The 21197-nt window shown below is 69.5% G+C and carries 19 protein-coding genes; 8 read left to right on the top strand and 11 right to left on the bottom strand.

The genetic code is table 11. The features are described from left to right. Positions 1-26: 26 nt before the first annotated feature. The 8 genes from ABTX24_RS00245 to ABTX24_RS00210 all read right to left on the bottom strand — a co-directional run bounded on the left by ABTX24_RS00245 (position 27) and on the right by ABTX24_RS00210 (position 9529). The gene (locus tag ABTX24_RS00245) at positions 27-1373 is read right to left on the bottom strand and encodes a phenylacetate--CoA ligase family protein (protein WP_350836579.1); all 1347 of its coding nucleotides are present in this window, start codon (positions 1371-1373) and stop codon (positions 27-29) included. 2 nt (positions 1374-1375) lie between these two features. Beyond that, complete coding sequence (locus tag ABTX24_RS00240) at positions 1376-2002, bottom strand: hypothetical protein (RefSeq protein ID WP_350836577.1); 627 nt, start codon at positions 2000-2002, stop codon at positions 1376-1378. Next, positions 1995-3845, bottom strand: coding sequence for a hypothetical protein (locus ABTX24_RS00235; RefSeq protein ID WP_350836575.1), 1851 nt, complete (start codon positions 3843-3845; stop codon positions 1995-1997). Before ABTX24_RS00235 ends, ABTX24_RS00240 begins: the two co-directional genes overlap by 8 nt. After that, on the bottom strand, positions 3842-4507 hold the full coding sequence (locus ABTX24_RS00230; RefSeq protein WP_350836573.1) for a hypothetical protein: 666 nt from the start codon (positions 4505-4507) through the stop codon (positions 3842-3844). The genes ABTX24_RS00235 and ABTX24_RS00230 overlap by 4 nt, the downstream gene beginning before the upstream one ends. Next, positions 4504-6069 carry a MoxR family ATPase gene (locus ABTX24_RS00225; protein WP_350836571.1) on the bottom strand — a complete coding sequence of 522 codons (1566 nt, stop codon included), beginning with the start codon at positions 6067-6069 and terminating at the stop codon, positions 4504-4506. The genes ABTX24_RS00230 and ABTX24_RS00225 overlap by 4 nt, the downstream gene beginning before the upstream one ends. Continuing rightward, a complete protein-coding gene (locus ABTX24_RS00220; RefSeq protein ID WP_350836569.1) occupies positions 6066-7100 on the bottom strand; it encodes an AAA family ATPase in 1035 nt (344 codons plus the stop codon). Before ABTX24_RS00220 ends, ABTX24_RS00225 begins: the two co-directional genes overlap by 4 nt. Next, on the bottom strand, positions 7093-7716 hold the full coding sequence (pnuC, locus tag ABTX24_RS00215; RefSeq protein ID WP_350836567.1) for a nicotinamide riboside transporter PnuC: 624 nt from the start codon (positions 7714-7716) through the stop codon (positions 7093-7095). The genes ABTX24_RS00220 and pnuC overlap by 8 nt, the downstream gene beginning before the upstream one ends. Before the next feature lie 103 nt (positions 7717-7819). After that, complete coding sequence (locus ABTX24_RS00210) at positions 7820-9529, bottom strand: S8 family peptidase (RefSeq protein WP_350836565.1); 1710 nt, start codon at positions 9527-9529, stop codon at positions 7820-7822. Between the two features lie 151 nt (positions 9530-9680). On the opposite strand from ABTX24_RS00210, the gene ABTX24_RS00205 reads away from it, so the two are divergent. From ABTX24_RS00205 to ABTX24_RS00175, 7 genes are all read left to right on the top strand, one after another. After that, a complete protein-coding gene (locus tag ABTX24_RS00205; protein ID WP_350836563.1) occupies positions 9681-10355 on the top strand; it encodes a TetR/AcrR family transcriptional regulator in 675 nt (224 codons plus the stop codon). Beyond that, positions 10356-12104, top strand: a complete 1749-nt coding sequence (locus tag ABTX24_RS00200; RefSeq protein WP_350836561.1) for an ABC transporter ATP-binding protein — start codon at positions 10356-10358, stop codon at positions 12102-12104. It abuts the gene before it with no gap. Continuing rightward, a complete protein-coding gene (locus ABTX24_RS00195; RefSeq protein ID WP_350836559.1) occupies positions 12101-14080 on the top strand; it encodes an ABC transporter ATP-binding protein in 1980 nt (659 codons plus the stop codon). The genes ABTX24_RS00200 and ABTX24_RS00195 overlap by 4 nt, the downstream gene beginning before the upstream one ends. A 353-nt stretch (positions 14081-14433) precedes the next feature. After that, a complete protein-coding gene (locus ABTX24_RS00190) occupies positions 14434-16059 on the top strand; it encodes an MDR family MFS transporter (RefSeq protein WP_160025545.1) in 1626 nt (541 codons plus the stop codon). Between the two features lie 14 nt (positions 16060-16073). Further along, positions 16074-16556: a MarR family winged helix-turn-helix transcriptional regulator gene (locus ABTX24_RS00185; RefSeq protein WP_160025544.1), complete on the top strand. Its 483-nt coding sequence runs from the start codon at positions 16074-16076 to the stop codon at positions 16554-16556. A 101-nt stretch (positions 16557-16657) separates the two neighbouring features. Continuing rightward, positions 16658-17344, top strand: a complete 687-nt coding sequence (locus tag ABTX24_RS00180; protein WP_160025543.1) for an iron-dependent transcriptional repressor DtxR — start codon at positions 16658-16660, stop codon at positions 17342-17344. A gap of 263 nt (positions 17345-17607) precedes the next feature. Further along, positions 17608-17877, top strand: a complete 270-nt coding sequence (locus tag ABTX24_RS00175) for a hypothetical protein (RefSeq protein WP_160025542.1) — start codon at positions 17608-17610, stop codon at positions 17875-17877. On the opposite strand, the gene ABTX24_RS00170 is transcribed toward ABTX24_RS00175, so the two are convergent. Genes ABTX24_RS00170 through ABTX24_RS00160 form a run of 3 tightly spaced genes read right to left on the bottom strand, consistent with a single transcriptional unit; the run spans position 17863 to position 19815 of the window. After that, positions 17863-18756: a Sir2 family NAD-dependent protein deacetylase gene (locus tag ABTX24_RS00170; RefSeq protein WP_350836557.1), complete on the bottom strand. Its 894-nt coding sequence runs from the start codon at positions 18754-18756 to the stop codon at positions 17863-17865. The genes ABTX24_RS00175 and ABTX24_RS00170 overlap by 15 nt on opposite strands. Continuing rightward, complete coding sequence (locus ABTX24_RS00165) at positions 18753-19022, bottom strand: DUF2277 domain-containing protein (protein ID WP_160025540.1); 270 nt, start codon at positions 19020-19022, stop codon at positions 18753-18755. The genes ABTX24_RS00170 and ABTX24_RS00165 overlap by 4 nt, the downstream gene beginning before the upstream one ends. 31 nt (positions 19023-19053) lie before the next feature. Next, a complete protein-coding gene (locus tag ABTX24_RS00160; RefSeq protein ID WP_160025538.1) occupies positions 19054-19815 on the bottom strand; it encodes a LuxR C-terminal-related transcriptional regulator in 762 nt (253 codons plus the stop codon). Positions 19816-19991: 176 nt separating this feature from the next. On the opposite strand from ABTX24_RS00160, the gene ABTX24_RS00155 reads away from it, so the two are divergent. After that, positions 19992-21182, top strand: coding sequence for a saccharopine dehydrogenase family protein (locus ABTX24_RS00155; protein ID WP_160025536.1), 1191 nt, complete (start codon positions 19992-19994; stop codon positions 21180-21182). Positions 21183-21197: the final 15 nt, after the last annotated feature.

Raw genomic sequence — 21197 nt, 5'->3', positions numbered from 1 at the left:
GGTCCGCGAGGGATGTGCGCCTTCCTCTACATACCTTGACGAAGGGATCGGTAGCGGCGGGGCTTGCCCTCGCCCAGGTCGGCGAGGGTCGCGACGCGACGGACAGTGACGTCCAAGCCGAGCATGGCGCCGATGCGTGCCGCCACCACGGACGCGTCGCCGCCGGCGATGGTCGCGACGACGGTGCCGTCGGCGGCCTGCTCGACGGACCAGCCGCGCGCGCCCGCGTCCTGGAGATGCTGGGTGAGGTCGACGCAAGGGACCAGGGCGCCGGCCGGGGTGACGAAGACAGTGGCCTCGCGCCCTTCGAGGGCATCGATCGCGAGCCTGCCGTCGACGCGAATCAGGCGGCCGGTGTCGCCGGTGCGGTAGCGGACGAGCGGCAGAAAGAGGTTCTCACCTGCGGTGACGACGATCTCGCCGATCTCGCCCTCGGGGAGTGCGGAGCCGTCGGGACCGATGATCTCGACGTGCACCCGGCGGTCGGCGACGACGAACGGGCCGCCGTCGGTGCTGACCGCCACCGGCCGGGTCTCGTGCAGGCCGTAGACGTCGATCACCGGGCACTCGAAGGCCCGCTCCAGATCGGCGCGCAGCGTCGCGCTGAACGCCATCGCGGAGGAGATGATCGCGATCGGGCGTACGACGTCGCGGAGGTCGAGGAGATGCTCCAGCGACGTGGGGTGCCCGGAGATCACCTGCGGGTCGGCGTCGCGGAGGAACGCCCGCTGGCTCTCGAGAGGCCACTCGCCAGGGTGCAGGTTCACTCGCGCGACGAGGCTCTCGCCGAAGCCGGGAGCGACCGAGACGTACGTGAACGCCTGCCGCTGCCACACGACCTGCACCACGGCGAAACGAGCCGGATCCGGCGCCCACCCGCCGGTCAGTCCGGCGACCAGACCGCGCAGCCAGTGGAAGCCACGGGCCAGCTCGTCGGGGTCGTCCGGCATGACCAGGGCCGCGCCGGTGCTCCCCGAGGAGGTGCCGTGCAGCATCCGCCCGTAGTCGGCGTCCAGCGGCACGAACCCACCGATGTCGTCGACCAGGTTCTGCCGGCTGATCAGCGGAAACTCACCGAGGGTGTCGAGCGGCCCCTGATGCCGACGGTACGCAGGCAGTGACCGTGCCACCGCCAGGTGCTGCTCCAGCCAGCCCTCGAGCGGGAGCTGCGACCGGGCCGCCTCTTGCTCGGCCGGAGTGAGGCGGTGGCCGACCCGGTGTCGCCAGACCGGTGCGGCGGGATGGTCATCCGCGGCGGCCAGGCGAGCCTCCCCGGCAGCCGAGAGCCCCGGCCAGCGTTCGCCGTCGGTGAGGGCGGCCGATGCCATCGGGGTGTATTCGGCCAGGTCAAGCGGGTCCTGTGTCTCGCTCACGGTCACTCCGGGCTGTAGCGGCTGGCGGCCTCACGTGCGCGCGCGTCCTCCAGGCGCCGCCGGATCTCGGAGCGGTGCTCGCGGTCGCGCCGGGCCCGTTCGAGCGCCTCGGCGCGGGCGGCGGAGTCGAGGCGCGACAACAGGGCGCGGGCGTTGCGCTCGTCCTCGCGGGCCGGCAGCTGCCCGTTCCACAGCAGGAAGGTCCGCGCCGCCTCGTCGCGGCGCTCGGACTCCTCGACCCAGCGTTGCGGTTCGACGACCGCGGCCAGGCGCAGTGAGAGCGTCACCAGCGCCCGGTCGAACCGGTCCTCGCGCAGCGCGGCCGAGAACGGTCCCGCCAGCTCCTGCGAGGCGATCAGCCACAGGACCACTCCGGCTCCCTGGCGCGCGACCGGCTTCCCGGTCGAGGCCACCCTCCGGGCAGCCGCGATGAACGGCCCGCCGGAGGTGTCGAGCACGTCCCCGGCCAGCGCCACGATGTCGACGGCGTCGTCGAGGAACCACGACGGCGTGGTCGAGATCCGGGCCATCACCTCGTCGACCGACGGGCCGGGCGTCAACCCCTCCCAGGCGGCGTCGAGATCGAGCTCCTCGTCGAGCCAGGTCTCGAACAGGTCCTCGTCAGCCACGGGCTGCTCCTTCCGGGGTGTAGGCGGCGATCCGCGCGGCGAGCGCCGCGCACGCCTCGGGCGCCTGCATCACGTCCGGGATCTCGGCGACGTCGTAGCCGAGCCGCTCGGCCTGCTCGCGGGCCTGCCCGCGCCAGTGTCCGATGATCATCAGGGACCCGGTGTCGATCACGCGCCGCACGGCGGGGGCGACGTCGGCGTACTCCTCCTGGCCCCGGCCCAGGAACGTGTCCAGCCCGGCGTCGGAGAGCACCACGAGGTGGCGCTGCCCGTCCTGCGGCCGCTGAGACTCGGGATAGCGGGCGCGCAGCAGGTCCAGCGGGAAGGTCGTGCCGCCGCCGAAGAAGGTGGTCAGCTGTCGCATGATCTCGACCCGGTCGCGGGTGTAGGTGCTGTCGCCGGCGACCTGGCCGGCCGAGCTCCACGAGGTGACCCGCACCCGCCCGCCGCCGCGCAGCACCGAGAGCGAGAGGATCGTCCCGGCGACGATCGCGGCCGAACCGCGCTGCGGGTTCGTCATCGATCCCGAGGAGTCGAGGTAGAGGTCGAGCAGAACCGGCTCGTACGCCGGCTCGGGCTCGTCCGCGATGAACGTACGCCGCCGAGTGGTCACTCCCGGCACGAAGACCGCACCTGTGGTCAGCGTCGCCGGCCAGTCCAGCTCGGCCAGGTCGTCGCCGAGCTCCCACTCCTCCACGGGCCCGGGGATCGCGGGGCCGGCGGGAGCGAGCCCGCGCTGCACCAGGGGCGCGACGTGCGGGCGGGCCTCGGCCTCGTACCAGGCGGCCATCACCGCGTTGGGGTCGGCGCCGGCCATCAGCTCGAGCGTCCTGGCCAGCCCGAGCGCCTGCCCGCTGCCGTCGGAGGCGGCCGCGGCGGCGTCGCCGTCGGCGAGGACGACCTCGGCGTCGTCGGGGTGCACCAGGGGCGTCTGCAGCCGTGGGTCGCCGATCGCGCCGGCGAGCTCGGCCGCGCTGGGGGCACCCGGCGACTCCTCGTGGCACCCGCTGCTCGTGAAGCCGAGCAGCAGGTAGGGCGCCATCACCATCGCCCAGGGCACCGCGCCGCTGACCGGGTCGGTGGCGAGCGTACGCACCACGTCGGCCACCGTCGTCGCGTCGTGAGCCGGGTCGAGGCCCGCGCGCGGGTCGTACTCGAGCTCGGCGACCTCCCGTTTGGCCTGGTAGGCCTCGTGGCGCTGCTTCGACTTCGAGCCGTGCAGGCGGCGCCGGGCACTGCGGAGCTGTTGCTCGTAGTCCGTCTTCCACCGCGTCGGCGGCTCGGGCCAGGCGAGGGAACCCTCGGGAATCCGCCAGAGAAGCTCGTACGCCCGCTGCACCACCCACCACAGCTCGTTGTCCTCCGCGCCGCGCAGTCCCTTGGCCAGAGCAGGCGCCGCGAGGGCCTGGGTGAGCCGCACCATGTCGGGGGTCTCGTCCGGGGCGAGCCGGGCGCGCTGCAGCTGCATCACCCGGTCGTTGATCAGCATGTCGGACCACAGGTTGGCGCAGAACCCGCTCGCGGCGACCAGGTCGAGGCGGTGCTGCCGGTCGTAGAGGTCGATCACCCGCGCCATCTGCTGACGGATCTTCAGCGAGTCGACCCGGGTGCTCGGGGAGAGCACGTGATGGCCGATCTCGTGAGCGAAGACGCTGGTCAGATGCCCTTCTCCGCCGTGGCGGGCGAGCTCGCCGGGGTCGACGTTGACCTCCGGCGGAAACCCGAACCAGGCGAAGCTGCCCTGGTCGGAGCGGGTGTGCACGACCGGGTCATGGAGGTCCACACCCCACAGGTCGAGGGCCGCCTCCCAGGCCTCGCGCTCCGCCGCGGTCGGCGCTCTCACCCGGCCTCCCGCACGACCTCGAGCAGGTAGGACGTGGGCACACTGACCACCCGTACGCCGGCGGTGCCGGTGTCGCCGGTGTCCGCCGGGTCGTCGCCCGCAAGTGAGACGGAGTGACCGAACAGGTCGGCGTCGACCGCCCACAGCTCCTCGCCGACCTCCACCAGCCATCGTCCCTCGCCGGCCGCGATGACGTCGCCCGGGTGCGCCAGCCACGGTCCGCCGAGCCCCGCGAAGCCCCCGATCCGGGCGATCAGATAGGCCCGGCCCAGCTGCTGCCAGGCGGGCCAGAAGAACCGGTCCGTACGCTGCCCCTCGACGAATCCGGCCACGTCGGCCCCCGGCATCCCGAGCGTCGCGCCGACCATGTCCCCGAGCCCCGCATCGAGACAGGACGACGCCGCGCGGAGGGCGTCCTTGCGGAGCCCGATGACTCCCGCGCGCCAGGCGGCCACGGCGGCGAGATCCTGGATCGCCGCGGCCTCGGGCAGGGGCCCGGACGACAGCGCGGCTGCCAGCGACGTACGGAAGAGCCCGGTGTCGCCGCCCCAACGGGCGACGTTGGCTTCGGCGAGCTCCAGGTCGAGCCCGGTGACAGCAGGCAACCCGCCCGGTTGCCGAGCCACCGAGGCGTTCACGGAGTGCCCAGGACGCCGGATCATGAACCCTCCAGCCAGTGGAGGTAGTTGGAGTAGCGCTGGTGGAGATACTTCAGCGCGACCAGGTCGTCGTAGTCGCGGCCGTAGATCTTGCCGACCTTGGAGATCCGGCCGACCTCGGACTCGATCCGGGTCAGCCGCTGCGAGACGGTCAGCCGGTCGAGCCCGTCCAGGCCGCCGCCGAGCTCGGCGAGCAGATCCCCGACGGGATCGGAGGCCTCGAGGCTGAGCGCGACGAACTGCTTCATCGCGGTGTCGAAGAGGTCGACGAGCCAGGAGGCCGGGTCGTGGGCGAGCTCCTTGTCGCCGGCCTCGAACCGTGGGTGCTGCGGGTTGGGCAGCAGCTTCCCGCGGAGCACGAACGGCACCATGGCGCGCACGTCGTCGAGCCCGACGGACGAGGCGCCGCGGAACCATGCCGACGCCTTGGCGTACAGGATCAGGGTCTGCAGCGCCCGCACGGAGAGTCCGTTCAGGGTCTGCGCGCCGAGGTCGACCACCAGGTCGGCGCCGGAGTTGGCGTCGATGACCGCGCTCACGTCCCCGCCTGCGGTCGCGACGACGTCCTTGGTGCGGTACTCGAACCGCCGCCCGCCGTGCTGCACGAACTCGAACTGCCCGGTGAAGTACTCCAGCTTCCGGCGTACGTCTGCGGGCAGCGGCACCGCCCGGATGGCGGCGAGCATCGTCGACTGCTCGTCGGAGGAGAAGACCAGGGAGGACGGCACGTGCTCCTCCGGTCGCTCACCGGCCTCGACCCGGGTGACCAGCTCGTCGAAGAAGCGGCCGTTGAAGCCGAACGCCTGCACGGTGACGTCGAGCCGATCCTTGAGGGCCTGGATGACCTGGAAGGTGCCGCCGCCGGAGTCGTCGTTGGCGGTGAAGAACCAGCTCTCGACACCCTCGTCGGGGGCGGTGCGGCGCAGCTGGTCGTGGCTCTCCACGTAGCCCTCGGCGACCATGGTGAGCAGCGCCGACTGGGTCTTGGTGGGGATGCGGTTGTACTCGTCGACGATCTTGACCTTCTGGGTGAGCCACGACTTCCAGGCGATCGTGATCTCCGCCAGCGAACCCGCGGCGACGAGGTCGCGCGGCAGCGGCAACCCGACCAGGTCCGACACGGTCAGCTGCGGCTGCCCCTGCTGCAGGTGGCGGCGTACGTCCTCCGGAGTCGCCCCGGACAGCACTCCCATCAGCACCGCGAGCGTCGTCTTGCCACGGCCGGGCCCGCCGATCATCAGGCACTTCCCGCCGACCGCGAACGTGAGCAGCGGCAGCAGCACGTTGGAGGAGTAGGCCGGCTGCGTGGGCAGCGTGATCTCCGCGCCGGCATCGCCGAGCGGGAACCGGTTGGCCTTCGCGGCATCGAACTCGACGTCGTAGAACGGCGAGATCACCGCCTTGTTGACCAGCCAGAAATACGTACGCCGCAGCTTCTCGTCCAGCTCGACGGTCTCGTCGGGGGACCTGAAGAGGTCGGCGGCGGTGAGCCCGTCGCGCGGCCCGCCGTGCTGGACGTGCGGCACGGTCGGCGATGCCGACGTCTTCTGCCAGCGATCACTCATCTACCCAGCTCCTCCAATGACGGGCCGATCCGGTTGCTTCGCCCGAGCAGCGGCTCGAGGAACTCGTTGGTCGCGGCGAGGCGCTCGGCCACGCTGCCGCGGACCTCGATCCACGGCACCGGCTGCTCGGCCAGCGTCTCGCGGAACCGCTCCTGCATCCCGTGCCGGACGTGCTCGCCGTCGCGCATCCCATCCTGCACGAACGGGATCTCGTCCCCGGTCAGGACATAGGCGACCGGCCGGTGCGCGGCCGCGCGCTCGACCAGGTGAGGTGGTGTCGGGCCGACGTAGCGCTCGTGCCACAGCGTCGTCGCCAGCACGTCGGTGTCGCAGACCAGGACCGGCTTCGGCACCCGGCGCCGGGCGGCGTGCTCCCAGCCGATCTGCCGGTCCACGATCAGGTCGAACTCGTCGCTGCGCCAGGGCGTGAACAGGCCGCCGGGACGGATCTCCGACCAGAGCCGGCCATATTCAGGGACGCAGTGTGTTCCCAGGTCAGCGGCCAGCCTCTCGGCCAGTGTGGTGGTCCCGGTCGACTCCGCGCCGAGCACCACGACCCGCTCGGTGAGCCAGGCGCGGACCGGAGCCGGCAGCTCGGCCCAGTGCTCGGTCAGGTCAGGGCGTACGGCGGTGCCGGAGACGGGATTGAACACCCGCCCGGGATCGACCTGGACCCACGTCGCATCCAGCCGCCGGGCGAGCTCCTCGCCGTAGGCGTCGGAGGAGAAGACCGCGTCGACCGGGCCGGGGAGCAGCTCGGAGATGACTACCATGTGCTCGTCCCAGGCGGCCGGGTCGTCGAAGTCGACCCGGGCCTCGTCCATCGCGGCGACCACGTGGGCGGTCGGGTGCTCCTCCCGCAGCCACTCCGCCCGCACCTCGAGCGGGATGGTCTCCACCTGCGAGCCGAGGAGCTCGACGGTGACCTGGTCACATGCCCGCAGGGCCGCACGGATGAGCGCCTGGTGGCCGGCGTGGAACGGGTAGAACTTCCCGAGGACCAACCCGTGCGTGAAGCGCTTCTCAGACACCCGCGACCTCCGGCTCGCGGTCGGCGACCAGCACACGGCGCCAGTCCCGCAGCGCGACCAGGACGATCACGCAGAAGCCGAGGTAGAGCACCGCGGTCGGCCACAGGCCCTTGTAGGCGTACAGACCGACGGAGACGACGTCGACGGCCAGCCAGACCAGCCAGCACTGCCACCAGCGGCGGTTGAGCATGATCTGCGCGATCACGCTGCCCGCGGTCACCGTGGCGTCGGGAAGCTCGGTCGTGGAGTCGGTGAAGGCGAACAGGACGTACGCGATCGCCGCCAGCGCCACCACGAACCCCAGCGCCAGGAGCAGCAGCGTGCGAGCCGAGGCGACCCCGACGAACGCGTCGTCACGGCGCAGCCGCGCCTCCGACTCCCGTCGCCGCGCCATGGCCCAGTCGACCCAGCCGGTCACCGAGAGCACCATGAACATGACCTGCAGCGCCGCGTCGGCGTAGAGCGCACTCTCGGCGAAGACGACCAGGTAGAGCGCGGTGTTCGCGATCCCGATCGGATACGTCCACATGCTCCGCCGCGCCGCCAGGACCACGCATGCCGCCCCGGTGACGACCCCCGCGATCTCGACCCAGTGCGCCACCCACCAACTCTGCATGGCCGAACCCTATGGGACGCGAAGGGCCCGGATGCTCGGGTTGAGCATCCGGGCCCGTGGTGACGGTAGGAATCCCCGGTTAACCGGTGAAACCTGCAGCTTGTCAGTAGCTGACCGCCGCCTTGGCGTCGACGATGCCGCTGCCGTAGAAGCCGTTCGGGGCCTCGCCGCCCTCACAGGTGTGGGTGGAGGTCGCCGTCGTGCCGTTGGGCAGGTGGCGTACGTAGGTGAAGTCCGCCGGGACCGGGCAGGCCTTGTCGGTGGCCGACTTGAGCAGGATCTTCTCGACCTTCTTGGGCGAGAGGGTCTTGCCGGAGTAGTCGCGGCTGCCGTACTCGCCGACGATCAGCGCGGCTACACCAGCAGCGTGCGGGGAGGCCATCGAGGTGCCCTGCAGGTACTGGTAGTAGGAGCACTCACCGCTGGAGCAGTCCGAGACCGCCCACGGCACCAGGACCTCGCCGGTCGCCGGGTCGATCGCGCCCTCGGCAACACCGAGGTCGTACGGGTAGGCGGCCAGGATGGTGGCGGCGTAGTCGCGCGTCCCGTCCGCGGTGTCGTACGCATCCCCACCAGGCGCCGCGACGTCGACGAAGCCGTCGCCGTAGCTGGAGTAGTAGGACTTGCGCTCGGACGGACCGGTGGAGCTGACCGCGATGACCCCGTTGCCCTCGGTGGGCATCGAGACGCACGACTCCGGGTCGAGCAGGTCACGGACGTAGGCCGCCTCGCCGGGCTCGCTGGCGTAGTCGGGGCTGCTCGCGTCGGTCTGCGGCTTGGTGTAGTCGATCGCCTGGTTGCCGGCGGCCGCGACGAGGGTGACGCCACGGGCGCGGGCGTAGTCGAGGGCACGCTGCATCGCGGTGATGATCGTGACCTGCTCGGCCTGGTCCGCGGCCGAGTCGGCCGGGTGGTTGGTGCAGTTGAACAGCCACGGGTCGACGTAGTAGCTCATGTTGACCACGTCGATGCCGTTGCGGCCGGCGTAGGTCAGCGCGTCGACCGACGGCTGCAGGAAGAAGTAGCCGGAGTCCTGGCCGGCGCGCAGGTTGACGATGTCGGCCTCCGGGGCGACACCGGTGATGCCGACGCCGTTGACCGGCGAGGCGATGGTGGAGGCGACGTGCGTGCCGTGGCCGTTCTCGTCGACGTCGGCCGCGTCGCTGCAGGAGGCGTCGGGCTCGTCCTCACACGGACCGTCGACCGTGGCGCCGTTGGCGTCGACCGGGATGTCGGTGGTGAAGTTGCGGCTCAGCCGCGCGTCGAAGTTGGGCGCGATGTCGGGGTGCGACCCGTCGACACCGGTGTCCAGGATGCCGACGCGGACACCCTTGCCGCGCTCGGTCTTGTTGGCCGCCGCGGCGTCGATCTGCTTCATGTCCCACTGCAGACCGGAGAGCGGCTCCGTGGATCCCTTGGGCTTCGGGGTCTTGGGTGCGGTGCCCTTGCCGGACCGGAACTCGGTCTCGACCTTCGACACCTCCTGCTTGCGGGCCTTGCTGGCCGCGTCAGGAGTCGTGGCGCCCACGATCCTGTCCTGGGCCGCGCCGACGAGGGCGTCCGAGGCGTTGGCCGCCTCGGCGAATCCCTCACCTGCGGTGACCGTCGCGACTCCGATGGCACTGTTCTCAGAGATGATCTCGCCCCCCGCGGCCTTCACCGCGGCACGGGCGCTGGCGGCCGAGGATCCCTCGGCATATGCCACGACATAGCGGACCTCCTGGTCAGAGGTGGCGTTGCCCGAGTTCGCCATGACGAGGGTGCCGGTGACCCCCAGCGCGACTGCGGCCGCGCCTGTCAACAACCTACGCATGCTGTCTCCATTCCTGGATTCGGTGGTCGAGATTGTCGGGACCACCGCTGTCATGGCCCTTGTCGGCCCGACAGTGGGGCCCAGCATGCCCTAGTCCGCATCCGGTCGAACAGGGTTTGGGAGGAGCACCCACCCATAATTAGGTTTGTGAGTGAGTACTCACTCACTTACGCTGGTCCATGTGGACGAACGACGTACGCGGGCCAAGCCGATTCCTGCCGCCGACCGGCGCGCCGCGATCATCGCGGCGACCGAGACGCTGCTGATCGAGCACGGCACGGCGACAACGACCAGGCTCATCGCCGAGGCGGCCGGAGTCGCCGAAGGCACGATCTTCCGGCACTTCCGCGACAAGCGGGAGCTCTACCGGGCGGTCGCCGAGAACGTCTTCGACCCGACCAGGGGTGGTCAGTCGATGGCGGAGGTGGTGGAGGGCAAGGCCGACATCGAGGACAAGCTCCGTGCCGTGATCGACCTGCTCGCCGCGACCTCGCAGCGCGGCCTCCTCGTCATGATGGCCGTGCGCTCGGCCGTGACGGAGGAGCCGGATCCCGAGGGCGTACGTCATCCACCCGGTCCTCCGAAGTTCCTCATCGAGGCCAACAAGGCCCTCATCGACAACCTGACGAGGCTCGTCTTCGAGCCGCACGTGAACGAGCTGCGGCTGCCGCCGCGCAAGGCCGCGCTGGTGCTGCGCAGCCTCACGATCGGGGCCTGGCTCCCTGGTCTGAACCGAACGAACCAGCCGCTCAGCAGCGAGGACGTCATCGACGTGCTGCTCGGCGGCATTCTCATCGAGCACAGCCTGACCAGAGAGACCTCCTGAATGCTTCTCCGACTCCTGCGGGACTACCTGCTCCCGTACAAGAGATTCCTGGTCGTCATCGCGATCCTGCAGCTCTTGTCGACCTCGGCGTTCATGCTGCTGCCCAGCCTGAACGCCGACATCATCGACAAGGGCGTGGCCGAGGGCGACACCCGCTATATCCTCGAGATCGGCGCGATCATGCTCGGCGTGGCGCTGGTGCAGATCCTTGCCTCGATCACCAGCGTCTACTTCGCCGCCCGCAGCTCGATGAGCTTCGGCCGCGACCTGCGGGCGGCGATCTTCGCGAAGGTCGGCTCCTTCAGCGCTCGCGAGGTCGGCCGCTTCGGTGCCCCGTCGCTGATCACCCGGACCACGAACGACGTCCAGCAGGTCCAGATGCTCGCCGTGCTCACCTGCACCCTCGCGGTGATGGTGCCGATGATGATGGTCGGCGGCGTCGTGATGGCCATCCAGGTGGACGCCGGGCTCTCCTGGCTGCTCGCGGTCGTCATCCCCGCGCTGCTCATCTCCATGACCGTGGTCGTACGCGGCATGGTCCCCAACTTCCGCAAGGTGCAGGAGCGCATCGACGCGGTCAACCGCATCCTGCGCGAGCAGATCACCGGCATCCGGGTGATCCGGGCGTTCGTACGCGAGCGTCAGGAGACCGAGCGCTTCGCGAAGGCCAACGACGAGCTCACCGACGTCGCGCTGCGGGCCGGGCGATGGATGTCGACGATGTTCCCGCTGATGATGCTGGTCATCAACGTCGCCAGCGTCGCGGTGATCTGGTTCGGCGGCATCCGGGTCGACGACGGGTTGATGCAGGTCGGCCCGCTGACCGCCTTCCTGCAGTACCTGATGCAGATCCTGATGTCGATCATGATGGGCACCTTCATGCTCATGCAGGTCCCGCGCGCCGCCGTCTGCGCCGACCGGATCGCCGAGGTCCTCGACACCGAGACCAGCGTGACCCCGCCGGCGGCGGGCGTCACGGAGATCTCCCGGCACGGGCACGTCGACCTGACCGGCGCGGGCTTCACCTACCCCGGCGCCGACCACCCCGTCCTCCACGACCTCACCTTCGAGGCCAGGCCCGGCCAGACCGTCGCGATCATCGGCTCCACCGGCGCCGGCAAGACGACCCTCCTCGGCCTCATCCCGCGGCTCTTCGACGCGACGGCCGGTGTCGTCCGCGTGGGTGGGATCGACGTACGCGACCTCGACCCGGCCACCCTGCGCAGCTCCCTCGGGCTGGTGCCGCAGAAGGCCTTCCTCTTCACCGGCACCGTCCGCTCCAACCTGCTCCACGGCAAGCCGGACGCCACCGACGAGGAGCTCTGGCATGCCCTCGAGGTCGCCCAGGCGCGTGACTTCGTGGAGCGGATGGCCCCCGAGGACGGCACCGGCCTCGACGCCGAGATCGACCAGGGCGGCACCAACGTCTCCGGTGGTCAGCGGCAACGTCTGGCCATCGCCCGGGCGCTGGTGAGGAGGCCCGACATCTATCTCTTCGACGACTCCTTCTCCGCGCTCGACGTCGCCACCGATGCCCGGCTCCGCGCGGCGCTCGCCCCCGAGACCCGCAACGCCACGGTCATCGTTGTCGCCCAGCGGGTCTCCACGATCCGCGACGCCGACAAGATCCTCGTGCTCGAGGACGGCGCCATCGTCGGCGAGGGCACCCACGACGAGCTCCTCGCCGGCAACGCCACCTACCAGGAGATCGTCTCCTCCCAGCTCAGCGCAGAGGAGGCCGCGGCATGAGCGACCAGACGAACGGCCAGATGAAGAAGACCGAGCGGATCGTACGTCCCCAGGGCGGCCCCGGCCCGATGGGCGCGGGCGGCGCGGTGGGGGACAAGGCGATGAACTTCGTCCCCTCGGCCAAGCGGTTGCTGCGCCGGATGGCGCCCTACAAGCTCCACGCCTACGCCACCATCGGCCTGGCCGCGGTCAGCGTGACCCTGATGTCGCTGGGTCCGTGGCTGCTGGGCAAGGCGACCAACATCATCTTCGGCGGCGTCTTCTCCAGGGAGCTGCCCGCGGGGGTGACGCAGGAGGAGGCCGTCGAGGGTCTGCGTGCCCAGGGCGACGACAAGCTCGCCGACATGCTCTCCGGGATGGAGTACGTCACCCCGGGCCAGGGCGTCGACTTCGACGCGCTGCGCAGTGCACTGCTGGTCGTGCTCGCCGTCTATCTCGTCGCCTCCCTGCTCTCCTTCGTGCAGGGCTGGATCCTCAACTCGGTCGTCCAGGGCACCGTGAAGGGCCTGCGCGAGGACGTCGAGAAGAAGGTCCACAGCGTCCCGCTGTCCTACTTCGACAAGCAGCCGCGAGGCGAGCTGCTCAGCCGGGTCACCAACGACATCGACAACATCAGCCAGACGCTGCAGCAGACCTTCAGCCAGGTGCTGACCGCTCTGTTCACGCTGGTCACGGTGCTGTTCATGATGTTCTGGATCAGCCCGGTCCTGGCCCTGATCGCGCTGCTCGCGGTGCCGGTCTCGCTGGTGGTGACCAGCGCGGTGATGAAGCGGTCGCAGGGCCAGTTCGTGGCCCAGTGGCGCCACACCGGCAAGCTCAACGGCCACATCGAGGAGACCTTCTCCGGCCACGACCTGGTCAAGGTCTTCGGGCGTCAGGAGGAGGTCGAGAAGACCTTCGCCGAGGAGAACGACAAGCTCTTCGCCGCATCCTTCAAGGCACAGTTCATCAGCGGGATCCTGATGCCGCTGATGATGTTCGTCGGCAACCTGATGTTCGTGGTGGTCTGCGTGGTCGGGTCGCTCCGGGTCGCCAGCGGAGCGCTGAGCCTGGGTGAGCTGCAGGCCTTCATCCAGTACTCGCGCCAGTTCACCCAGCCCATCACCACCCTCGCCTCGATGATGAACCTGCTCCAGTCGGGCGTCGCCTCGGCCGAGCGGGTCTTCGAGCTGCTCGACGCCGAGGAGCAGACGCCCGATGTCGGCACTCCCCGGAACGACGCGGGTGCCGGCGAGGTCCGGTTCGAGCACGTGAGCTTCTCCTACGACAAGGACAGGCCGCTCATCGAGGACCTGTCCCTGGTGGCCCGTCCCGGGCAGACCGTCGCGATCGTCGGGCCCACAGGTGCGGGCAAGACCACCCTGGTCAACCTGATCATGAGGTTCTACGAGCTCGACGCCGGACAGATCACCCTCGACGGCGTCGACATCGCCTCGATTCCCCGTTCCGACCTGCGCGAACGCACCGGGATGGTGCTCCAGGACACGTGGCTCTTCGAAGGCACGATCCGCGACAACATCCGCTACGGCCGGCCGGACGCGACCGAGGAGGAGCTCCTCGAGGCGGCCCGGGCGACGTACGTCGACAGGTTCGTGCACTCGCTGCCGGACGGCTACGACACCCTGATCACCGACGAGGGCGGCAACCTCTCGGCGGGCGAGCGGCAGCTGATCACGATCGCCCGCGCGTTCCTCGCCGAGCCGTCGCTGCTGATTCTCGACGAGGCGACCTCCTCGGTCGACACCCGCACCGAGCTGCTCCTGCAGCACGCCATGGCCGCGCTGCGCTCGGACCGTACGTCCTTCGTGATCGCCCACCGGCTCTCCACGATCCGCGACGCCGACCTGATCCTGGTCATGCGCGACGGCGCGATCGTCGAGCAGGGCAACCATGCCGAGCTGCTCGAGGCGAAGGGTGCGTACGCCGAGCTCTATCAGTCGCAGTTCAGCCACGCCCTCGTCGAGGAGCCCGCCTGAGCGGTGACACTTGAGAAATAACCCTTTGATCCCGCTAGGACCCGGCGCCTACCGTTGAGCCACACGGGAAAGGAGGTGATCCGATCAGATGAAGAACGATTGGATGCGTGAGGTGGCTGCTCGCTAGCAGCTTCCCCAACTACGGATGGGGGCTGGCAATTCACAAGCAGCCACCCGACCCGCAGGCGTACCGGACTCATCCACCGGGTCGGCCACCAGGCCCGCCTGCGGGTCGCCCCGTTTTCTGTAGTGTCGGGATCAGCCGTGACCGGCGACAAGTTGCGTTTAGCAACTATTCGGACGTACATTGGTTGTCGATGTTCAACCAATTCTCGTGAAAGCCGAGTCACCACTTGTCAGAGTCCCAGCAGTCTTCGCAGGCCATCGCCGCGCCGCAGATGACCCACCGCCAGATCATGGAGGTCCTCTCCGGCCTTCTGATGGCGCTCTTCGTCGCCATGCTGTCCAGCACGTCGGTCGCCAACGCACTGCCGCGGATCGTGACCGACCTCGGTGGCACCCAGAGCGGCTACACCTGGATCGTCGTCTCGAGCATGCTGGCGATGACTGCGACCACGCCGATCTGGGGCAAGCTCGCCGACCTCTACAACAAGAAGGTGCTGGTCCAGGCCGCCCTCGGCCTGTTCATCGTCGGCTCGGCGATCTGTGGTCTGGCGCCGTCGATGCCGGTGATCATCACCGGCCGGGTCATCGCCGGCCTCGGCATGGGCGGCATCATCGCCTTGATCCAGGTGATCATCGCGATGATCGTCTCCCCGCGTGAGCGCGGCCGCTACTCGGGCTACATCGGCGCGGTCTTCGCCCTGGCGACCGTCATCGGGCCGCTCGTCGGCGGCGTGATCGTCGACTCCCCGCTGGGCTGGCCCGGCGTCTTCTACGTCGGTGTGCCGTTCGCGGTGGTCGCCTTCATCCTGCTCCAGAAGACCCTGCACCTCCCGCACGTACGCCGCGAGGTCAGCATCGACTACCTCGGTGCGTTCCTGCTGGTCGCCGGCGTCTCCACGCTGCTGATCTGGGTCACCCTGGGTGGCGACTCCTTCGCGTGGACCTCGCTGATGTCGTACGCCCTGGTCGCCGGCAGCGTCGTCGTGCTGGCCCTCGCGATCCTGGTCGAGGGCAGGTTCGCCAAGGAGCCGATCATCCCGCTGCGGCTCTTCCGCGACCGCACGATGGTCCTCTCCACCCTCGCCTCGTTCTTCGTCGGTGCCGGGATGTTCGGGGCGACGGTCTACCTGCAGCAGTACTTCCAGACCGCCCGCGGGATGACGCCGACCCATGCCGGGCTGATGTCGATCTGCATGGTGCTCGGACTCTCCGGTGCCGGGATGGTCACCGGACGCCTGATCAGCTCCACCGGACGCTGGAAGCGCTACCTGATCTTCGGCGGCATCATGCTGCCGATCGGGCTCTTCCTGCTCAGCACGATCGACGAGCACACCAACCTGGCCCTGGTCGGCGCCTTCATGGCCATCCTCGGGCTCGGTGTCGGTGCCACCAACCAGAACCTCGTCCTCGCGGTGCAGAACAACCTCGACAACAGGGACATGGGTGCGGGGTCCTCGGTCGTCGCGTTCTTCCGGTCGATGGGTGGCTCGATGGGCATCGCCGCGCTCGGCGCCGTGCTCTCCCACCGGGTCGAGGACGTCATCACCGATGGCATCCCCGAGCTGGTGGCCAGCGGAAAGGTGACCCCCGAGGAGCTCCAGAGCCTGCAGGGCGGCGGGCTCGCCGACCCGGCGAGCATGCCGAGTGCCGTGCAGGCGCTCTACGAGCACGCCTTCGCCGTCGCCACCGCCGATCTCTTCCTGGTGGCCATCCCGTGCGCGGTCATCGCGCTGGTTGCGATCCTGGGTATCAAGGAGGTTCCGCTCAAGACTACGATCGAGGACCTCGCCGACGATGAGATCGCTCCTGAGGTCGCCGCGGAGCTCGAGGCGGGGGGAGCGGGCCGGAGATGACAGGGATGACAGCCATGAACGACGCCGCTCAGGGCGAGCAGCTCGAGGACGGTCCTCGCGGTGAGTCGCTCAGCCGGCTCGAGTCCGAGGTCGGCGTGCTCGTGTGGAGGGCCAAGCGGGCGATGAAGGCACGCGGCCGGATGCTTCACCCGGATCTGCCGCCCGGCGGCTACATGATGCTGACCTGGATCGCCGAACGTGGCCCGGTGCGCGCCTCCGCGCTGGTCGACGGGCTCGGGATCGACAAGGGAGCGGTCAGCCGGATGGTGCAGGCCATGATCGACCTGGGCCTGCTCGAACGCCATCCCGACCCCGAGGACGGGCGGGCCAGCCTGGTCTCGGTGACCGCCGAGGCCCGCGAGGGGCTCGAGCGGGTGGCCCGCGAGCGTCGCGTACGTTTCAACGACCGGCTGGCCGACTGGAGTCCCGACGAGATCGACCGGCTCAGCGCTATGCTGTCCAGATACAACGAGGCCCTCGAACGCCAGGGCTCTTAGGGGATCGCGCCGAGCTGATCTCTCCTGCAGGCCGACGTCGTTCGGGACACACCCTGCTGGGTTCGGTTTTTCTGACTGATTCAAGGATGTAGGATTAGCCCGTGAGCGATCTCATCGACACCACCGAGATGTACCTCCGCACGATCTACGAGCTGGTCGAAGAGGGAATCGTTCCGCTGCGCGCCCGCATCGCCGAGCGCCTGCACCAGTCCGGCCCGACGGTCTCTCAGACCGTCGCCCGGATGGAGCGCGACGGGTTGCTCACCGTCGAGGGCGACCGCCACCTGCAGCTGACCGACGAGGGCCTTCGCCTGGCCACCCGGGTGATGCGCAAGCACCGCCTCGCCGAGCGGCTGTTGACCGACGTCATCGGGCTCGACTGGGAGCTCGTCCACGAGGAGGCGTGCCGCTGGGAGCACGTCATGTCGGACACCGTCGAGAAGCGACTGCTCGACCTGCTCGGCGACCCGACCGAGTCGCCCTACGGCAACCCGATCCCGGGTCTCGACGAGCTCGGCGGCAAGCCTGCCGACGAGGACTTCATGGCCGGCGTCCAGTCGCTCACGGCCGCGGCGACCTCCGAGCGTGCCACCGTCCTGGTGCGCCGCATCTCCGAGGAGATGCAGAAGGACGAGTCGCTGATGAGCGCCCTGCGCCGGGTCGGCGCGACCCCGGACCAGACGGTCGCGATCAAGGCGACCCCCGACGGGGTCATGCTCGGCTCCGGCGGGGAGACCGCGGAGATCATCCCCGAGGCCGCGGACCATATCTTCGTCAAGGCCCTCTGACCCGCAGATCCATCTCGACGAGCTCGATACATCGCGTCGTTCGGCGGCTCCACGAGTCGTCTTCGATGTGGCAACGCTGTGTCCACTTCGGGCCCAATTTTGCAACCGCGGGTGAAATTCTCTCGACGTCGGCAGATTCTGGCACATGACTCTGGACCGATTACGTCATCGATGCTTATGTTTGACGTGCAAGGCCTGCTGGAGGGAGACGTTCAGCAGTTGTCATGTCGAGACTTGCGGGGGTCTCCGGAGGGGAGAGCTCTATGGAGGTCGTTCATCTGCCCGCTCGCGGTCGCGAGCTGGATGAGACGTTCCGCCCAGTCGCCGTCCACCACACCGACACCGGCCTGACCCGTCACCTCGAGCGCGGCGAGGAGATCGTGCTCACCGACCTCGGCGGTGACTACCACAGCGCCAAGGTGCTGCTGATCGACGAAGGCCCGGTCTACCACTTCTTCATCGGTGCCAGACTCTCCGTCGACGAGGCCGCCGGCCGCATGGCCGACCTGCCGATCCAGTCACGCTCGGCGTGACGCCAAGGTGGTGAGGAACTCGCTGGTTCCGACCTCCAGCTTGTACGTAGCCTCCGCATCGCCCCTGGTCGCGCCGCGGTTGACGATGACGACCGGGATCCCGGCCTTCGCCGCCCGGCGCACGAACCGATAGCCACTCATCACCGCCAGACTCGAGCCCGCGACGAGCAGCACGCCCTTCCCCTCGTGCCGCTCGTCGCGGGCCTGAGCTCCGGGGCCTGGTTCTGCCAGCGCGTCGACGGCCGCCATGCACCGCGCGACGCGGTCCTTGGGGACGTTCTCGCCGAAGAAGACCACGTCAGGCTTGAGGATGCCACCGCAGATCTCGCAGTCGGGCACGACGAAGTCCTGCGTCTCCTCGAGCGCGACGTCACCGTCCGGCCGGGTCTCGACGTCCGCGTGCGCCTCGGCCCATCCGGCATTGAGCGCCTCCATCCGCTCCTGGAGGTCGCGACGCGGGCTCACGGTGCGGCAGGACAGGCAGATCACATCGGCTACCCGGCCGTGGAGCGTCACGATCCGGCCGCTGCTGGCGAGCTCGGGTGCCGCCTGCTCGTGGAGACCGTCGACGTTCTGGGTGATCAGCAGCTCGGGATCGATCGCGGCCAGGGCACGATGGCCGGCGTTCGGCACCGCGCTGCCCATCCGCCGCCAGCCGAGGTGGCTGCGCGCCCAGTAGCGCTGCCGCTCCTGCGGGCCGGAGATGAACTGCTGGAAGGTCATCGGCTGCCGTGACGGGCTGCCGGGGCTGCGGTAGTCGGGGATGCCCGAGTCGGTCGAGACGCCGGCCCCGGTCAGCACCACGAGGCGGCGGTCCTGCAGGAGGGCCAGGGCTTCTGCGTACGAGTCGGTGCTGCTCGCCTCCGGGGCGAGGGTCACGAGGCGTACCTGCCCTCGGCGCGAGCCTTGCGCTTCGCGGCCTCGACCTCACGGTTCTTCTTGGGGGCGTTGGTGACCAGATCGTCGAGGAGATGCCGGGTGATGTGGGCGATCTCGGCGACGGCGCGGTCGAAGGCCTCCTGGTTGGCGGCCGAAGGCTTGGTCGTGCCGCTCACCTTGCGTACGAACTGCAGGGCGGCAGCGGTGACCTCGTCGTTGGTGGCGGGCGGCTCGAAGTTGTGGAGCGGGCGGATGTTGCGGCACATGCCATCCACGGTACCTGGATCGAGGCGACGGTCAGCGTGATCGGCCAGGGGTGTGGGAGGGGGACTGGCCGCGCGGATGCGGCGGTATCGGCCCGCCGTTGGGCGCGGCGCCCTTGGCCTGCCTGACGTCGTCGGCCGGGGGAGCCGGCCGCGGGACGACGCCGTCCTCGAGCAGCTGGCTCGCCATCAGGGCGGCCTGGGTGCGGTGGCTGACGCCGAGCTTGGCGAGCAGACCGGTGATGTGGTTCTTCACGGTCTTCTCCGCCAGCACCAGACGGTCGGCGATCTGCCGGTTGGAGATGCCCTCGGCGAGCAGGACCAGGATCCGGCGCTGCTGCGGAGTCAGGTCGGCGACCACCTCGTGCATCCGGCGGCGCTCCTCGACGTTGTGGACCACCTTGGCGGCCGCCTCTGGGTCGAAGAGGGTGTGGCCGCTGGCCACCAGGCGTACGCCGGAGACCAGGCTCGTCGCCTCGATCTGCTTGAGCACGTAACCGGCCGCCCCGGCCATGATCGCCTGGCTCATGACCTCGTCGTCGGCGTCGGTGGCCAGGATCATGCAGCGGATGTCGCTCTTCATCGCGAGCGCCTCGCGGCAGAGCGCCACCCCGGAGGCGTCGGGCAGGTGGGCGTCGAGGATGAGTACGTCGGGACGGAGCGTCGCGATCAGCGGCCGTGCCTCGGCGGCGGTGCGGGCCTCACCCACGACTTCGATGTCCGGTTCGGGCAGCAGGACCGTACGCACGCCGACACGCACAACGTCGTGACCGTCGGCCAGCAGAACGCTGATCACCGCGTCGCCCACAGGCTCGTCTCACTCATCTCGTGGTTGGGGATGGTGTCTGGTCGCTCACTCGAATGCTGATTCACCGAAAGAAACCGCTCAAGAGTACCCCTATTGATGCAACATTTGATCACTGAAAGACCCGTGCCGTCTCGGATTTCGTTGCTTCTGGAAAGGTAGCGGTCATGACGTCTCCTCGCGATCTCGACATCGTCCTGTTCGGCGCGACCGGATTCACGGGCGGTCTGGTGGCCAGATATCTCGCCGAGAACGCCCCCGAAGGACTGCGATGGGCGCTCGCCGGCCGCTCCCTGTCGCGGCTCGAGGCCGTTCGCGACGGCCTCGACGCTGCTGGCGTCGAGCTCCTCCAGGCAGACGTGCACGACTCCTCGTCGCTGGCCGCGCTGGCGGCTCGTGCTCGCGTCGTGATCACCACCGTCGGGCCCTACCTGGAGTACGGCGAGCCGCTCGTCAAGGCCTGCGCCGAGGCCGGCACCGACTACGTCGACCTGACCGGAGAACCCGAGTTCGTCGACCGAATGTTCGTGAAGTACGACGCCACCGCCCGCGCCAACGGTGCCCGAATCGTGCACGCCTGCGGGTTCGACTCGATCCCGCACGACCTCGGGGCCTTCTTCACGGTGCGCGAGCTCGCCGCCGGCGGGGAGATCACCGGGCCGCTGACGATGAAGGGCGTCGTCCGCTCCAACGCCACCTTCTCCGGCGGCACCTTCCACTCCGCGCTGGGGCAGATGTCGCGACCCCGGGAGATGGCAGCCGCGTCGCGCGAGCGCCGTGCGCTCGAGGAGCGGCCGAAGGGGCGTACGTCTCGACCGGCGAAGCCGAGTCTGGGTCGTGACAGCGAGCTGGGCTACTGGCTGCTGCCGCTGCCGACCATCGACCCGTTCATCGTCGCCCGCTCCGGGCGGGCGCTGGAGGCCTACGGCCCCGCCTTCACCTACTCGCACTTCGCCGGGACCAAGACACTGAGGTACGCCGTCGGCGGCGTGGTCGGCGTCGGCGCCCTCGCCCTCGCGATGCAGGTCCCGCCGCTGCGGGCCAAGCTGGGCGAGCGGGTCAAGCAGGGCACCGGACCCTCCGAGGGCCGCCGCGAGAAGTCGTGGTTCACCGTCGACTTCGTCGCCGAGTCCGGCGGCCGCAAGATCCACACCAAGGTCTCCGGAGGCGACCCGGGCTACACCGAGACGGCGAAGATGCTCGCCGAGTCGGCGCTCTGCCTGGCCTTCGACACGCTGCCCGAGACCTCCGGGTCGGTGACCACGGCGGTCGCGATGGGCGACGCGCTCCTGGATCGCCTGCAGGCTGCCGGGATCCAGTTCGAGGTCATCGACGCGTCACAGGTCGCGGTGTCATAGGGAAATATCTGGAAT

The organism is Nocardioides sp. NPDC127514 (assembly GCF_040302125.1).
GTDB lineage: Bacteria > Actinomycetota > Actinomycetes > Propionibacteriales > Nocardioidaceae > Nocardioides.
This window is presented reverse-complemented; position numbering and strand designations above follow the sequence as displayed.

Bases quoted from the DNA above. Each gene is read 5' to 3' on its own strand.
- ABTX24_RS00230 (WP_350836573.1), bottom strand. From the start codon at position 4,507: ATGATCCGGCGTCCTGGGCACTCCGTGAACGCCTCGGTGGCTCGGCAA.
- ABTX24_RS00225 (WP_350836571.1), bottom strand. From the start codon at position 6,069: ATGAGTGATCGCTGGCAGAAGACGTCGGCATCGCCGACCGTGCCGCAC.
- pnuC (WP_350836567.1), bottom strand. From the start codon at position 7,716: ATGCAGAGTTGGTGGGTGGCGCACTGGGTCGAGATCGCGGGGGTCGTC.
- ABTX24_RS00210 (WP_350836565.1), bottom strand. From the start codon at position 9,529: ATGCGTAGGTTGTTGACAGGCGCGGCCGCAGTCGCGCTGGGGGTCACC.
- ABTX24_RS00200 (WP_350836561.1), top strand. From the start codon at position 10,356: ATGCTTCTCCGACTCCTGCGGGACTACCTGCTCCCGTACAAGAGATTC.
- ABTX24_RS00195 (WP_350836559.1), top strand. From the start codon at position 12,101: ATGAGCGACCAGACGAACGGCCAGATGAAGAAGACCGAGCGGATCGTA.
- ABTX24_RS00185 (WP_160025544.1), top strand. From the start codon at position 16,074: ATGAACGACGCCGCTCAGGGCGAGCAGCTCGAGGACGGTCCTCGCGGT.
- ABTX24_RS00175 (WP_160025542.1), top strand. From the start codon at position 17,608: ATGGAGGTCGTTCATCTGCCCGCTCGCGGTCGCGAGCTGGATGAGACG.
- ABTX24_RS00165 (WP_160025540.1), bottom strand. From the start codon at position 19,022: ATGTGCCGCAACATCCGCCCGCTCCACAACTTCGAGCCGCCCGCCACC.
- ABTX24_RS00155 (WP_160025536.1), top strand. From the start codon at position 19,992: ATGACGTCTCCTCGCGATCTCGACATCGTCCTGTTCGGCGCGACCGGA.